A 14,224-nucleotide genomic window follows, 5' to 3' on the forward strand; every position below is an offset into this window, starting at 1 on the left:
GACGGACTGTCAACAAGGATTGGCTCAAACAGACCTATGCTCACCGAATGATCACATCGCCGAGTTCGCTGCGCCGGAGCGAGAGCTCCCGCAGGGCGACGCTGGAGGCCGCCCTGGACCTCTGTACGGAGAAGGGGTACGGCCGCGTCACGGTCGAGGCCATCGCGGCTCGGGCCGGTGTCAGCAAGAAGACGATCTACCGTTGGTGGCCGTCGAAGAGCGCGGTGCTGCTGGAGGCGTTCACGGAGGCACTGACCATCGCCACGCCGTTCGCCGACACCGGCGACATCGCCGAGGACCTGCGCGCGCATGTGGCGGGCGCGGTGAAATTCCTGGCCGAGCCACCCTTCGGGCCCGCGTACGCAGGAATACTCTCCGAGCTCCACCATGACGAGGAGTTGGCCGAAACGGTCCGTACGCAACTGATCGACCCCCGCTTCGAGGCGGCGGTCGGCCGGATGCGCGGCGCGCAGGAGCAGGGCCAGATCCCGCCGGGCGCGGACCTGCGCCTCGCGGTGGAGATGCTGTACGGCCCCGTCTACTACCGCCACGTCCTGCGCAAGCCGATGCAGGACGCGGAGACGGTTGCGGCGCTGGTCACCCACGTGCTGCGGTCGCTGGGGGCGCGGTAGCGCCGAAGGCCTGAAGGGCCGGCGGGCACTCCACTACGCGGACCGGGCCTTCAGCAGCCGTGGGTCAGCGCACGAAGACCCGCTCGAGGACGACCGCTATCCCGTCGTCCTCGTTGGACAGGGTCACCTCGTCGGCCGCCGCGCGCAGCTCCGGATGGGCGTTGGCCATGGCCACCCCGTACCCGCAGCGGCGGAACATGGGCAGGTCGTTGGGCATGTCGCCGAAGGCGATCGTGGCGGCGAGATCCACGCCCAGCTCCTCGGCCGCCAGCGCGATCCCGGCGCCCTTGTCGACCCCGTACGGCTGGAGTTCGACCGTCCCGGGCCCGGAGTGCGTCACGGTGGCCAGATCCCCGACGACCGCCCGTGCCGCGGTGGCGAGCGCGGCGTCGCCCAGCTCGGGGTGGCGGATGAGCACCTTGACGACCGGCGCGGCCCACAGCTCGTCCCGGTGCCGCGTGCGCTGCGCGGGCAGGGAGGCGTGCGGCATCCGGTACCCCGGCTCGATCAGCGTGCGCCCGTCGGCCCCGTCCTGATCGACCGCGGCGAAGACGGCCCCCACCTGCGCCTCGATCTTCCCGAGTGCCGCATCAGCCGCCTCACGGTCGAGCGTGACCGCCCGGACGGTGCGCCGGGCCCCGGCGTCGTACAACTGCGTCCCCTGCCCGCACACGGCGAGCCCTTCGTACCCCAGCCCCGCCAGTAACTCCCGCACCCCCGGCACGGGCCGCCCGGTCACCACCAGATGCCGGGCCCCGGCCGAAGCGGCGAGACGGAGCGCGGCGCGGGAACGGGGGCTCACGGTGTCGTCGTGGCGCAGCAGAGTGCCGTCCAGGTCCGTGGCGACGAGGGCATATGCGGGCGGGAAGGGCATGGGTCAAGCCTAGGGTCCGCCAGGGGCACGGCCTACTCGTCCGGGTCCCAGGCGCTGAGCTGCTCGAAGAGACGTCGGTCGCCGTCGAGCTCCACCGAGTCGATCGGGATGCGATCGTGCAGGATGAGGACCAGCTCGTCGGCCGTGCCCCGGGCGGAGGCGTCGGCGGCGTCCGGCGAGGCCGTGGTGGCCGGCCCGGCGTCGGGTCCGGGGAGGCGGGCGGTCCGTGCGCCTTCGGCGGAGAGCGAGAGGCGCCAGGAGCGGCCCTCGGAGGCGTGGAAGTCAATGGCAGCGGGCTTGTGGGGCCAGGGGCTCGTCGTTGCGACGCAGGTGGACAGGAACTCGTCGACCCCGTCGAGTGCCACCTCGTCCGGGAGCGGCTGCGGGGCACCCACGGTGATCTGGGCGTCGTACGTGTGCACCGCCATCTGCTGGAGCTGGTGCCGGGCTACGGCACCGGACGTCCCGGGCGACTGCAACGTCTCCCACCACGTCCAGCAGTCGCGATCCGGGCCGGCCTCCCGCAGTGCTTCCAGCAGGAGTTCCGTGGACTGCGCCAACCAGGCCAGCAGGGCCTCGCGCTCCCGGGGCGCGGCCGGGGCGCCCTCCGCTGCGGACTTGGCCGGAGCCGGCCCGGCGGCGACGGTGGCGGCCCAGTCGCGGCGCCCCTCGCCGATGTGCTGCGCCAGATCGAACAGCGTCCACTCGGGGCAGGTCGGCACCTGTGCGTCGAGGTCGGGTGCGGAGGCGACCGCGGCGCGGAAGGCGGTCGACCGTTCGTCGATCAGCCGCAGCAGAACGGGGAACTCAAGTGGCTTTGTCACACCGAGTGTTTATCACCGCGTTCCGACAATCGGAAAGCGGTTTTGTTCCTGCGTACTCACAGCCCGCCCGCCGCACTTCTGACACGATCCGAGTGTGACCACGTTGTTCCTGATGGTCGGCCTGCCAGGGGCCGGAAAGACCACGAGAGCCCGGCAGCTCGCCGAGGAGCACGGTGCGCTGCGCCTGACGCCCGACGACTGGATGCTCCCCCTGTTCGGTGAGGCGGAGCAGGACGGGAAGCGCGATGTGCTGGAGGGGCGCATGCTCTGGCTCGCCCTGGAGGCGGTCAGGCTGGGCACCGACGTCGTGCTGGACTACGGCTGTTGGTCCCGGGACGAGCGGTCCGCGATCCGCTGGCTGGTGGAGGCGGAGGACGCTTCTCTCCACATGATCTACCTGCCGGTGGACGACGAGACCCAGCGTGCCCGGATCGCCCATCGCCGGGCGACCGCCGCCGGGGAGACGCTTCCGGTGACCGAGACCGACATCCTGCACGGGCGGGCGCACTTCGAGGAGCCCGACGCGGCGGAACTGGGATGCCGGACGGTCTCCCAGCCGCCCTCCGGGTGGGCTGGCTGGCGGGAGTGGGCCACCGACCGGTGGCCGTCGTTCGGGTGACCGCTACGGCCGGTGTCGACGCCCCGTCCCGTCGGGCCCTCGGTGCAGGGGACGCCGCACGACGGCGACGACGGCTACTGGACGCAGAACTCGTTGCCCTCCGGATCACTCAGCACCGTCCACGTCCCGCCCGGCTCCGCCACCTTGCGGAGCACCTTCGCGCCCAGCCCCTCCAGCCGGGCCACTTCCGCGTCGCGGCGCTCCGGTCCGGCGTGCAGGTCGAGGTGGAGCCGGTTCTTCACCGTCTTGGGCTCCGGTACGCGCTGGAACAGCAGCCGCCGCCCCAGCCCCGTGCCGCTCTCCTCCTCGTGGGGGTCGTCCGGGTGCCGCACCGCTGCCAGGTCGAGCCAGGCCCGCCGCCCGTGCGCGGTCGTCGTGATCGCCTCCGGTACGGCTCCGAGGCCCAGGAGGCGTTCGACGAGGGGGCTGTTGTCCTCGATCTCGTAGCCGAGGGCGGCGGACCAGAACCCGGCCTGGGCGTGCGGGTCGGCGGCGTCGATGACGACTTTCCACTCAAGAGTCATGGGAGACATTCTTGCCCGGAACGGCGGATTCCGGGTGCTCAATCGATACCAGGCGGGCGAAGGCCACCACGTTCGACAGGTAGCCGCCCGCATCGGGGTCGTAGGCGCCGCCGCAGGTGAGCAGCCGGAGCTGGGCGTCCTTCGTCGGGCCGTAGACGCGGGTGCTGGGGAAGTCGCTCTTCTCGAACTCCTCGATCGCGTAGATGCGGAAGGTCGCGACCGTTCGGTCCGTCCGGCGCACGTCGACCGTCGCGCCGGGGCGCAGCGTGTCGAGTCCGGCGAAGGCGGCCGGGCCGGTCGGGGTGTCGACGTGGGCGACCACGACGGCGGTGCCGGGGGAGCCCGGTGTTACTCCGTCCCGGTACCAGCCGGCCAGATTGCGCTCCGCCGGGTCGGGGACGCCGAGCTTGCCCCGGCCGTCCAGGGTCAGGTCCACCAGGGGTGTGCTGACTCCGAGGGCGGGGATGTCGACGCGGACGGGGCGGGAGGCGGGGGCGGGCCCGACTGGTGCCACGGTGACTGCGCCGTCCCGGGGGGCGGCGTGGATGCCGGGCTCCGTCAGGGGGGAGCCCAGGAGCAGGACGAGTGCCGCCGCGGCGGCCGGGATCAGCCCGGCCGCCGCGATCAGGCGCGGGAACGGCCGCCGTGAGGGCCGTTCCCGCGGGGTGCGGGCGCTCAACCGCGCCGGCGCCGTACCGTGCGGAGCCCGCCGAGAGCGGCGCCCGCCGCTGCCAACAGCCCGGCGGCACCGGCCGCCAGGCCCGTACCGGAGAGGCCGGTCGATCCGCTGCCGGTCAGGGCGGTGGAACCGTCGCCCGCATCGACCGGGCCGCTGGGCATCGCGCCGCCACCGTTGCCGTGGCCGCCGCTGGTGCCGCCGCTTCCGCTTCCGCCGCTGCCGCCCTCGTTGCCGCCGCCGTTGCCGTGACCGCCGCCCCAGTGGCCGTTCCCGTTGCCGTTGCCGCCGCTGTGACCGCCGCCGTTGCCGCCGCCGTTGCCGCCGCCGTGTCCGCCGCCGTGTCCACCGCCGTTGCCGCCGCCGTGGCCGCCGCCGTTGCCGCCGCCGGACGGGGTCGGGGTCGGGGTCGGCTTGGGGTGGTGGGTGTGGGTGGGGCTGGGCGAGGGGCTGGGTCCGCCGTCGTCGGCCGCCGTGATGTGGGTGCGCTCCGTCGCTCTCGTGCTCGTGCGCCGCGGTGCGTCGAGACCGGGGATGGTGACGGTCAGTTCGGTCGTCACGTCGAGCGGGCCCGTGGGCGCGCCGTCGTCGGCGGCGAGGGTGAACGCGGCGCCCGCCTCTCCGCCGGGCTCCAGCGTGCCGCCCGCCCGGAGGTTGGTCCGCAGTTCGCCGGTGAGCCTCCCGTCCGGGTGTTTCGTCAGGGCGACCTCGGAGCCCTCGGACATGACGGTCAGCTGGTCCGCCTGGAGACCGTCCGGTCCCTTGAGCGTCAGGTGCGTGCCGATGCCGGGGTACTGCGGCCCGTCATCCGGGTTGGTGTAGGAGACGTCGGCTGGACGCGGGCCGTCCCCCGCCTCGATCTCCTCGGGGACGGTGAGCGCGGCCGACGCACGGCCCGTGACGGCGAAGTCCCAGGTGGTGCCCTTGGCGGTGATGTTGTCGACGTAGGTGTTGAGCCTGCCGTCCGCGGCGCCGAGCCGGCCGATGTTGGCGATCACCCCGTAGGCACCCTCGCACTCCTCGATGAAGTGCGACAGCGGGGCGTCCCCGCCCGCCGGGATGCCGGCCACGGCGTTCGAGGTCCGCATCACCGAGTTGCCGGAGAGCCGGTACTTCTGCCAGGTGTCCGGCTTCAGCGCCTCGCCCTGCGTGTCGGTGTTGTTGCCGGGTTCGAACGACAGGGTGGTGAAGGTGCCGCACAGGGCCGGCAGTTGCAGGTTGGCCCCGATGTTGGTGGCGCTGGAGCCCTCGGTGGAGAGGTACGCCCAGTACGAGATGCCGGCGTCCAGCAGCGGCTGCATGGGCTCGGGCGTCCAGGTCGAGTTGAAGTAGTGGGCGGCCTGGGCCTGTTCGCCGGCGCCGATGGCCAGGTGGAGGCTGCCGTTCAGATGGACCGGGTCGGGCTTCGGGGAGACTTCCTGGATGCCGGGGTCCCGGTCAGGGGCCGTCTCCTGGAGCCGGAACCAGGGGCCCGTCGGGCCGAGGCCCGAAGGGTGGACGGTCTGCACGGTGTCGTCCGCGCCTGCGGTGGGGGCGACACCGCAGGCGAGGAGCGTCAGAGCGGACAGGGCGGCGGTGGTGGTCGCGGTGCGCAGGAGCGTGCGTGACGTCCCGGAAGTGCGCATGGGTCGGGTCATGAGTGTGAGGAAAATATAAACCGTGCGTCAGTAGTGTATTACCCACCGTGACGCGCTGAGGCTCGCTCCAATGCCGCAGCGCGCAGGTACTCCCCGACCGCCTGCCGGTCTCCGGCCGGGGTGATCAGTCCGACGTGGTTGTCCGGGCGGATCAGGACCAGGAGGTCCTCGCCGGGCTCGACGCCGTACGCCGAGCGGGCGTGGCCGTCGTCGTCGGCCAGGCCGTGCGCGGTGCCCGTGTCCACCCCGTACGCCCGCAGTTCGCCCTCGTGCGCTGCCGACGCCTCCCGCAGCGCGGGTGCGGTGCCCGCGCCGAAGCCGAGCAGGGTGAAGTGCGGTCCCGCGAAGGCCTCGAAGAGTCGGCGGGGGGTGCCGGTGGCGACGTCGCGGCAGGGTGCGTCAGGGGCGCGGTCGCCCGCCCGCAGCCGGGAGGTGGCGCGGCCGAGGCGGGCCAGCGAGCTCCAGTGGTAGCCGCTGCCCGGGCTGGTGGTCCGCTCGGTGACCGCCGTGTCCAGCCCGCCGCCCGGCTTCTTGATCGCCTCCATGGTGGCCCGCAGCCGCTCCGCGCTGAGGTCCAGGACGTCAGCCGCTACCGGCAGCCGCTCCTCCTCGTAGGTGTCGAGCAGGGCCGGGTCCGCCTGCCCGGAGGCGACCCGGGCGAGCTTCCAGCCGAGGTTGTACGCGTCCTGGATGCCGGTGTTCATGCCCAGCCCGCCCGCGATCGAGTGCACGTGGGCGGCGTCGCCCGCCAGGAACACCCGGCCCACCCGGTAGCGCTCCGCCATGCGTTCGTTGACCCGGTAGGTGGAGAGCAGCGCGGCCTGCGACAACAGGTCGCCCGGCAGCCCGGTGTGCTTGGCGAACAGTCGCTGGAAGCTCTCCAGCGACGGGGGCACGGGGACGCCCGCGGCGTCGGTCTCGGGGCCGGCCTGGAACCACCAGCCCGACTGCGTACCGGGGATCGGGCAGAGCATCACGGCGCCGTCCTCGTCGAACCACTGGTGCCAGAAGCCGCGGTCCGGCCCCCGCACCTCGACGTCGCCGCAGACCATCATCTGCGTCTCGTCCGTCTTCCCCTCGAACGGGACGCCGAGCAGCTTGCGCACCGCGCTGTGGCCGCCGTCGCAGCCGACGACGTACCGCGCCTCGATCTCCCCGCCGTCGGCGAGCGTGGCGGTCACGGACGCCTCGCCCTCGGCCAGTCCCACGAGCTCGCGGCCGAGTCCGACCCGTACGCCGTACGTCGCGAGCCGGTTCCGCAGGGCCTCCTCCAGCCGCCACTGGGCGATCGTCCGGGGCCGGCCGAAGGGGGCGTCCGGCGTCGGGTGCGCATCCGCGAAGGGGGCGGCGTCGGCGATCGGCACCCCGCCCCGGTACTTGCGCATCGGCAGCGGCGCGGATCCGGCGGCCAGGACCTCCTCGACGACGCCGAGGTCCTCCAGGACCTCCAGGGAGCGCGGATTGGGCCCCTTGGCCCGGGAACTGCGCGGGAACTGCGGGGTCTTGTCGATGATCGTCACGTCGACGGCCCGCCGGGCGAGATCGATGGCCAGGGTCAGCCCGGTCGGCCCGGAGCCGACGATCAGCACGGTGGTCGGGGATGCGGACATGCGTACTCCTCGGTTGCGTTTCCGTGGACCCCAAGAGAAACGCAACCGAGTAAAAAAAGCAACTAGGTAATGGAATGCGTGGTGGTGGGTGCCTCCGCCGCGGACGGGGCGGCCTGCTTCGCCGCGGCGAGCCGTGCGGCCTGTGCCTGCACCCTCGTGCGCCGCGAAGTCCGCAACGCATCCCAGGTCAACAGCGTGAGGGCCAGCCAGACCAGCCCGAAGCCGGCCCACCGCTCAGCGGGCATCGCCTCGTGGAAGTACACGATCCCGAGAATGAACTGGAAGACCGGCGCCAGGTACTGCAACAGCCCGAGAGTGGAGAGCGGCACGCGGATCGCGGCTGCCCCGAACAGGATCAGCGGGATGGCGGTCACCAGGCCCGTCGCGGCGAGCAGCGCCGCGTGGCCGGCGCCCTCGGAGGTGAAGGTCGACTCACCCTGTGTGCCCAGCCACACCAGGTAGCCGAGCGCGGGCACGAACAGTACGGCGGTCTCGGCGGTGAGCGACTCAAGGCCGCCCATGTTGACCTTCTTCTTCGCCAGGCCGTACGTCGCGAACGAGAAGGCCAGGACCAGCGAGATCCACGGCGGCTGTCCGTAGCCGATCGCCAGCACCAGCACCGCCGCGACGCCGGTACCGACCGCCACCCACTGTGCGGGGCGCAGTCGTTCACCGAGGAGCAGGACGCCCATGGCGATGGTGACCAGCGGGTTGATGAAGTAGCCGAGGGAGGCCTCGACGACGTGCCCGTTGTTCACGGACCAGATGTACAGGCCCCAGTTGACGGTGATCACGGCCGCGGCGACCGAGATCAGGCCCAGCTTCTTCGGCTGTCCGACCAGTTCGCCGATCCAGGCCCAGCGGCGCAGGGCCAGCAGCGCGATGCCGACGACGCCCAGGGACCAGACCATGCGGTGGGCCAGGATCTCGACCGCGCCGGACGGCTTCAGCAGGGGCCAGAAGAGCGGGACGACCCCCCACAGGCCGTAGGCCGTGACGCCGGACAGGAGTCCGGCCCGCTCTTCGTTCTTTCCCTTCACGGGCCCTCCTGGCAGGTGTCTGTCGACGACTCCGTCAACCTGACGAAGGTAGCGCCGACGGGCCCCGGTGTCATAGCCGTATCGCCAGACGGTCATGACATCGGGCAGGGGCCTGCTGTGGGTTTCCTGCCGTGCCCGGGCAGAGGGGCCTGCTGTGGGTTTCCTGCCGTGCGGCTGAGCCGGGGGGCAGCCCTTACCGTGCGGCTGCCGCGGCGGCGACGGTCTCGGCGAGCGGCGTCGTCGGGCGGCCGATCAGCCGGGCCAGGTCGCCACCGGTGTGGGCCAGCAGTCCGCGCCGGACCGCCTCGTCCACGTCGACGAGGATCGCGGCGAAGCCCTCGGGCACGCCCGCGCCGACCAGGATCTCCTGGTGCACGGCGGCCGGGACGTCGTTGTGGACGACCTCCTGGCCGAAGGCCCTGGCGACCTCCGCGGCGTACTCCGCGAACGACCAGGCGACGTCCCCGCTCAGCTCGTAGACCGCGCCCAGGTGGCCCTCGCCGGTCAGTGCGGCGGCGGCCGCGGCGGCGTAGTCGGCGCGGGAGGCGGAGGCGACCCTGCCCTCGCCCGCGTTGGCCACGACGGCGCCGTGGGCCAGGACCGGGGCCAGGTTCGCGGTGTAGTTCTCCGTGTACCAGCCGTTGCGCAGGAAGGTGTAGGGCAGGCCGGAGTCGAGGATCAGCTGCTCGGTCACCTTGTGCTCGGCCGCCAGCTGGAAGTCCGCGTCGGGGCCGCCCAGGATGCCGGTGTACGCGAGCTGGGCCACGCCCGCAGCCTTGGCCGCGTCGATGACCGCGGTGTGCTGCGCGACCCGGCTGCCGACCGCGTTCCCGGAGATGAGCAGCACCCGGTCGCCGGCCCGGAAGGCGCCGGCCAGCGTCTCGGGGCGGTCGTAGTCGGCGATCCGGAGCTCGACGCCGCGGTCGGCGAGGCCGGCGGCCTTCTCCTTGTCGCGGACGACGGCGGCGATCCCTTCGGCGGGGACGGTGGTCAGCAGCTGCTCGACGACGAGACGGCCGAGCTCTCCGGTGGCTCCGGTGACGACGATGCTCATGGGGTTTTTCTCCTCTTCAGGTGCTCAAGTTCCCGTTCATGCGTTCTGGTACTCACCGTAAGGGTGGCGCTAACCAAACGAAAGTACCCACTTTGAAGTAAGGTACTGGCATGAGCGTAAGCAACCTGGAGCGACGGCCCGATGTGCGGGAGCCGATGTGTCCGTCCCGGCTGGTCCTCGAACACGTCACCAGCCGCTGGGGCGTCCTCGTGCTCGCCGCCCTGCTGGAGCGCTCGTACCGCTTCAGCGAACTGCGCCGCGCGGTCGGCGGCGTCAGCGAGAAGATGCTGGCGCAGACCCTCCAGACCCTGGAGCGCGACGGTTTCGTGGACCGGGACGCCAAGCCGGTGATCCCCCCGCGTGTGGACTACACCCTCACCGGCCTGGGCCGGGAGGCCGCCGAGCAGGTGTGGGCCCTGGCGCGCTGGTCGGAGCGGAGCCTTGACGCGGTGGACGCGGCGCGCGCGGCGTACGACGCGCGCAAGGAGATGCGTACCGGCTGAGGGGCGCACGTCCGGGCGTGCACAGCGAAGCGCCGGCCCTCCCCGTGCACACGGGGAGGGCCGGCGCTTCTCGGTCGCACGGGCGTCAGCCGACGACCGTCCAGTTGTCGTTGCCCGCGAGCAGGGCGCCGAGGTCGCCCTTGCCCTGCTGTTCGATCGCGGTGTCGAGCTGGTCGGCCATGAGGGTGTCGTAGACCGGCCGTTCGACGCTGCGCAGCACCCCGATCGGGGTGTGGTGCAGGGTGTCCGGGTCGGCCAGCCTGCTGAGCGCGAAGGCGGTGGTCGGAGACGCGGCGTGCGCGTCGTGGACGAGGATCTGCGACCGGTTCTCCTCGGTGACGGCGACCACCTTCAGATCGCCGGTGAGCGAGTCCCGTACGACGCCCTTGGAGTCGTCGGTGCCGAAGAGGATCGGCTGCCCGTGCTCCAGGCGGATCACCGCTTCCTGGGCCTGGTCCTTGTCCTTCAGGACCTCGAACGCGCCGTCGTTGAAGATGTTGCAGTTCTGGTAGATCTCCACCAGCGCCGTGCCGGGGTGGTCGGCCGCCGCGCGCAGCACGCTCGTCAGGTGCTTGCGGTCGGAGTCGACGGTACGGGCGACGAACGAGGCCTCCGCGCCGATGGCGAGCGACACCGGGTTGAAGGGCGCGTCGAGCGAACCCATCGGCGTCGACTTGGTGATCTTGCCGACCTCGGAGGTGGGGGAGTACTGCCCCTTGGTGAGCCCGTAGATCCGGTTGTTGAACAGCAGGATCTTCAGGTTCACATTGCGGCGCAGCGCGTGGATGAGGTGGTTGCCGCCGATGGACAGCGCGTCGCCGTCACCGGTGACCACCCAGACGGACAGGTCGCGCCGGGAGGAGGCGAGTCCGGTGGCGATGGCCGGGGCGCGGCCGTGGATCGAGTGCATCCCGTAGGTGTTCATGTAATACGGGAAGCGGGAGGAGCAGCCGATTCCGGAGACGAAGACGATGTTCTCCTTCGCCAGTCCGAGCTCGGGCATGAAGCCCTGCACGGCGGCGAGGACCGCGTAGTCGCCGCAGCCGGGGCACCAGCGCACTTCCTGGTCGGACTTGAAGTCCTTCATGGACTGCTTGGCCTCGGTCTTCGGCACCAGCTGGAGGAGTTCGTTGGTCTCAGGCATCGATGGCCTCCTGGAGGGCCGTCGCAAGCTGCTCGGCCTTGAACGGCATGCCGTTGACCTGGTTGTAACTGTGCGCGTCCACCAGGTACTTGGCCCGGATGAGCGTGGCCAGCTGCCCGAGGTTCATCTCGGGGACGACCACCTTGTCGTAACGCTTCAGCACCTCGCCGAGATTCCGCGGGAACGGATTGAGGTGACGCAGATGCGCCTGCGCGATCGGGTGTCCGGCGGCGCGCAGCCGTCGGACGGCTGCGGTGATGGGGCCGTACGTCGAACCCCAGCCGAGCACCAGGGTCTTCGCCCCCGCCGGGTCGTCGACCTCCAGGTCCGGGACCTCGATGCCGTCGATCTTGGCCTGACGGGTGCGGACCATGAAGTCGTGGTTGGCGGGGTCGTAGGAGATGTTGCCCGTGCCGTCCTGCTTCTCGATGCCGCCGATACGGTGTTCGAGACCGGGCGTGCCCGGGACGGCCCAGGGGCGGGCCAGGGTCTGCGGGTCGCGCTTGTACGGCCAGAACACCTCGGTGCCGTCGGCCAGTTCGTGGTTGGGGCCGCCGGCGAACTGGACGCGCAGGTCCGGGAGGCTGTCGGTCTCGGGGATGCGCCAGGGCTCGGAGCCGTTGGCCAGGTAGCCGTCGGAGAGCAGGAAGACCGGGGTGCGGTAGGTCAGGGCGATCCGGGCGGCGTCGAGCGCCGCGTCGAAGCAGTCCGCCGGGGTCCTCGGGGCCACGATCGGCACCGGGGCCTCCCCGTTGCGCCCGTACATCGCCTGGAGCAGGTCGGCCTGTTCGGTCTTGGTCGGCAGCCCGGTGGAGGGGCCGCCGCGCTGGATGTCGATGATCAGCAGGGGCAGTTCGAGGGAGACCGCGAGGCCGATCGTCTCCGACTTCAGGGCCACCCCCGGCCCGGACGTCGTCGTCACCCCGAGCGCACCGCCGAAGGCGGCGCCCAGTGCGGCGCCGATGCCCGCGATCTCGTCCTCGGCCTGGAAGGTGCGGATGCCGAAGTTCTTGTGCCTGCTGAGCTCGTGCAGGATGTCGGAGGCCGGAGTGATGGGGTACGAGCCCAGATAGACCGGCAGGTCCGCCTGCCGGCCCGCGGCGATCAGGCCGTAGGACAGGGCGAGGTTCCCCGAGATGTTGCGGTAGGTGCCGGTGGGGAACGCGGCTGTCGCCGGGGCCACTTCGTAGCTGACCGCGAAGTCCTCGGTGGTCTCCCCGAAGTTCCAGCCGGCCCGGAACGCCGCCACGTTCGCCTCGGCGATCTGCGGCTTCTTGGCGAACTTGGCCCGCAGGAACTTCTCCGTGCCCTCGGTAGGCCGGTGGTACATCCACGACAACAGGCCCAGCGCGAACATGTTCTTGGAGCGCTCGGCCTCCTTGCGGGAGAGCCCGAACTCCTTCAGCGCCTCGATGGTGAGCGTGGTCAGCGGCACCGGATGGACGTTGTACGCCTCCAGCGAGCCGTCCTCCAGCGGACTGGTCTCGTAGCCCACCTTCGCCATCGGCCGCTTGGTGAACTCATCGGTGTTGACGATGATTTCGGCGCCGCGCGGCACATCGGCGATATTGGCCTTGAGCGCGGCCGGGTTCATCGCCACCAGGACGTTCGGCGCGTCGCCGGGGGTCAGGATGTCGTGGTCGGCGAAGTGGAGCTGGAACGAGGACACGCCCGGCAGGGTTCCTGCGGGGGCGCGGATCTCGGCGGGGAAGTTCGGAAGCGTGGAGAGGTCGTTCCCGAAGGACGCGGTCTCCGACGTGAAACGGTCACCCGTGAGCTGCATACCGTCTCCGGAGTCACCCGCGAAACGGATGATCACCCGGTCCAGGCGGCGGATCTCTTTCTCGCCGGTGCCTGCTGGTGCGGACTGGGGGGCACGCTGTCCCCCTACGAGTGCCTCACTGGCCTCGTCGGCCTGTTCGGCTGGGCTACTGACCTGGCTGGTCACTTACTGGACCTCCCTCGGCGCGGCGGCTCGGAACCATCCGGCCCGCCGGCGGTCCCCAGCCCCACCCTACGTCTGTAAGGGTCGCCTTCCTCTGGCCGATCACATAGTGGACGGCCTTTTGAGACGCTTTTCGGTGCTGTTCCGTCATGATTCACCAGCCGCCCGGATCCCCGTTGGACCCTCGCTGGAGACATTCGGGGGTGAACCGCCGGTTCCGTTCGTTCCCGCCCGCGCCCACCCCTCTCGCGGCCGGATGCGGCCGTCGCGTTTCGCCCGGACAGGCCCGGGTGAGAGCTACCTGACAGGGTGTCAGGTGTTGGTGGGCGGCATCAGGAGTTCAGATAGGTCAGGACGGCCAGGACACGCCGGTGGTCACCGTCGCTGGGGGACAGCCCCAGCTTCAGGAAGATGTTGCTGACGTGCTTCTCCACCGCGCCGTCGCTCACCACGAGCTGCCTGGCCACCGCCGAGTTCGTCCGCCCCTCCGCCATCAGGCCGAGCACCTCGCGCTCACGCGGCGTCAGGCCGGCCAGCACGTCCTGCTTACGGCTGCGGCCAAGCAGCTGCGCCACCACCTCGGGGTCCAGTGCCGTGCCGCCCTGCGCCACCCGGACCACCGCGTCCACGAACTCGCGGACCTCGGCGACCCGGTCCTTCAGCAGATACCCCACACCCCGGCTGGACCCGGCCAGCAACTCGGTGGCGTACTGCTCCTCGACGTACTGCGAAAGGACCAGCACCCCGATCCCCGGATACTCCTTGCGCAGCTGCACCGCGGCCCGCACGCCCTCGTCGGTGTGTGTCGGCGGCATCCGCACATCGGCGACCACCACATCGGGCAGCGCGTCCTGCCCGGCGAGGTCGCCCACCGTCTTGATCAGCGCCTCCGCGTCACCGACCCCCGCCACGACGTCATGCCCGAGATCCGTCAGCAGCCGGGTGAGTCCCTCCCGGAGCAGTACCGAATCCTCGGCGATGACTACGCGCACCCTGTCCTCCACCACGACGCTGAATCCCCCACTGCTCGCTGTTCCCACCCGTATGCCGTCCAGCATCCCAGTACCTGCAGCGACGGCGCGAGCCTTTGCAGGGTTGCGTCGCGGCGCGCCGGTCCTTGCGGGGGCCGGAACGCCCGGGTG

14 protein-coding genes are annotated in these 14,224 nt (G+C 71.4%); 3 read left to right on the forward strand and 11 right to left on the reverse strand.

Going from position 1 to position 14,224, the window contains the following annotated elements:
• Positions 1–47 precede the first annotated feature (47 nt).
• Complete coding sequence (locus tag SH922_RS23510) at positions 48–632, forward strand: TetR/AcrR family transcriptional regulator (protein WP_393059864.1); 585 nt, start codon at positions 48–50, stop codon at positions 630–632.
• Positions 633–696: 64 nt separating this feature from the next.
• Here the strand turns inward: SH922_RS23510 and SH922_RS23515 are convergent, their stop codons facing one another.
• Positions 697–1,506 (reverse strand): HAD family hydrolase, encoded by an 810-nt coding sequence (locus SH922_RS23515; RefSeq protein ID WP_393059865.1) that lies wholly within the window; start codon positions 1,504–1,506, stop codon positions 697–699.
• Between the two features lie 32 nt (positions 1,507–1,538).
• Positions 1,539–2,330 carry a maleylpyruvate isomerase N-terminal domain-containing protein gene (locus SH922_RS23520; protein WP_393059866.1) on the reverse strand — a complete coding sequence of 264 codons (792 nt, stop codon included), beginning with the start codon at positions 2,328–2,330 and terminating at the stop codon, positions 1,539–1,541.
• 94 nt (positions 2,331–2,424) lie between these two features.
• Between SH922_RS23520 and SH922_RS23525 the strand changes: the two genes are divergently transcribed.
• Complete coding sequence (locus SH922_RS23525; protein WP_393059867.1) at positions 2,425–2,949, forward strand: AAA family ATPase; 525 nt, start codon at positions 2,425–2,427, stop codon at positions 2,947–2,949.
• 74 nt (positions 2,950–3,023) lie between these two features.
• On the opposite strand, the gene SH922_RS23530 is transcribed toward SH922_RS23525, so the two are convergent.
• From SH922_RS23530 to SH922_RS23555, 6 genes are all read right to left on the reverse strand, one after another.
• A complete protein-coding gene (locus SH922_RS23530) occupies positions 3,024–3,482 on the reverse strand; it encodes a VOC family protein (protein WP_393059868.1) in 459 nt (152 codons plus the stop codon).
• Complete coding sequence (locus SH922_RS23535; RefSeq protein WP_393059869.1) at positions 3,463–4,152, reverse strand: class F sortase; 690 nt, start codon at positions 4,150–4,152, stop codon at positions 3,463–3,465. Before SH922_RS23535 ends, SH922_RS23530 begins: the two co-directional genes overlap by 20 nt.
• Complete coding sequence (locus SH922_RS23540; RefSeq protein ID WP_393059870.1) at positions 4,149–5,786, reverse strand: hypothetical protein; 1,638 nt, start codon at positions 5,784–5,786, stop codon at positions 4,149–4,151. The genes SH922_RS23535 and SH922_RS23540 overlap by 4 nt, the downstream gene beginning before the upstream one ends.
• Positions 5,787–5,824: 38 nt before the next feature.
• Positions 5,825–7,396, reverse strand: a complete 1,572-nt coding sequence (locus SH922_RS23545) for an FAD-dependent monooxygenase (RefSeq protein ID WP_393059871.1) — start codon at positions 7,394–7,396, stop codon at positions 5,825–5,827.
• A gap of 62 nt (positions 7,397–7,458) precedes the next feature.
• Positions 7,459–8,436, reverse strand: a complete 978-nt coding sequence (rarD, locus tag SH922_RS23550) for an EamA family transporter RarD (RefSeq protein ID WP_393059872.1) — start codon at positions 8,434–8,436, stop codon at positions 7,459–7,461.
• Between the two features lie 193 nt (positions 8,437–8,629).
• The gene (locus SH922_RS23555; protein ID WP_393059873.1) at positions 8,630–9,490 is read right to left on the reverse strand and encodes an SDR family oxidoreductase; all 861 of its coding nucleotides are present in this window, start codon (positions 9,488–9,490) and stop codon (positions 8,630–8,632) included.
• 110 nt (positions 9,491–9,600) lie between these two features.
• Between SH922_RS23555 and SH922_RS23560 the strand changes: the two genes are divergently transcribed.
• On the forward strand, positions 9,601–9,993 hold the full coding sequence (locus SH922_RS23560) for a winged helix-turn-helix transcriptional regulator (protein ID WP_393059874.1): 393 nt from the start codon (positions 9,601–9,603) through the stop codon (positions 9,991–9,993).
• An 85-nt stretch (positions 9,994–10,078) separates the two neighbouring features.
• Here the strand turns inward: SH922_RS23560 and SH922_RS23565 are convergent, their stop codons facing one another.
• The 3 genes from SH922_RS23565 to SH922_RS23575 form a co-directional block, all read right to left on the reverse strand.
• Positions 10,079–11,137 carry a 2-oxoacid:ferredoxin oxidoreductase subunit beta gene (locus SH922_RS23565; RefSeq protein WP_393059875.1) on the reverse strand — a complete coding sequence of 353 codons (1,059 nt, stop codon included), beginning with the start codon at positions 11,135–11,137 and terminating at the stop codon, positions 10,079–10,081.
• Positions 11,130–13,085 carry a 2-oxoacid:acceptor oxidoreductase subunit alpha gene (locus SH922_RS23570; protein ID WP_393059876.1) on the reverse strand — a complete coding sequence of 652 codons (1,956 nt, stop codon included), beginning with the start codon at positions 13,083–13,085 and terminating at the stop codon, positions 11,130–11,132. Before SH922_RS23570 ends, SH922_RS23565 begins: the two co-directional genes overlap by 8 nt.
• Before the next feature lie 329 nt (positions 13,086–13,414).
• Positions 13,415–14,074, reverse strand: a complete 660-nt coding sequence (locus SH922_RS23575; protein WP_393063668.1) for a LuxR C-terminal-related transcriptional regulator — start codon at positions 14,072–14,074, stop codon at positions 13,415–13,417.
• Between the last annotated feature and the right edge of the window lie 150 nt (positions 14,075–14,224).

The organism is Streptomyces sp. LN549 (assembly GCF_043203805.1).
In the GTDB taxonomy this organism is placed as follows: Bacteria; Actinomycetota; Actinomycetes; order Streptomycetales; family Streptomycetaceae; genus Streptomyces.

What these genes read in the sequence shown, in the direction of transcription:
- SH922_RS23555 (WP_393059873.1), bottom strand. Translation starts at nt 9,490, where the DNA reads ATGAGCATCGTCGTCACCGGAGCCACCGGAGAGCTCGGCCGTCTCGTC.
- SH922_RS23545 (WP_393059871.1), bottom strand. Translation starts at nt 7,396, where the DNA reads ATGTCCGCATCCCCGACCACCGTGCTGATCGTCGGCTCCGGGCCGACC.
- SH922_RS23540 (WP_393059870.1), bottom strand. Translation starts at nt 5,786, where the DNA reads ATGACCCGACCCATGCGCACTTCCGGGACGTCACGCACGCTCCTGCGC.
- SH922_RS23515 (WP_393059865.1), bottom strand. Translation starts at nt 1,506, where the DNA reads ATGCCCTTCCCGCCCGCATATGCCCTCGTCGCCACGGACCTGGACGGC.
- SH922_RS23510 (WP_393059864.1), top strand. Translation starts at nt 48, where the DNA reads ATGATCACATCGCCGAGTTCGCTGCGCCGGAGCGAGAGCTCCCGCAGG.
- SH922_RS23530 (WP_393059868.1), bottom strand. Translation starts at nt 3,482, where the DNA reads ATGTCTCCCATGACTCTTGAGTGGAAAGTCGTCATCGACGCCGCCGAC.
- SH922_RS23560 (WP_393059874.1), top strand. Translation starts at nt 9,601, where the DNA reads ATGAGCGTAAGCAACCTGGAGCGACGGCCCGATGTGCGGGAGCCGATG.
- SH922_RS23565 (WP_393059875.1), bottom strand. Translation starts at nt 11,137, where the DNA reads ATGCCTGAGACCAACGAACTCCTCCAGCTGGTGCCGAAGACCGAGGCC.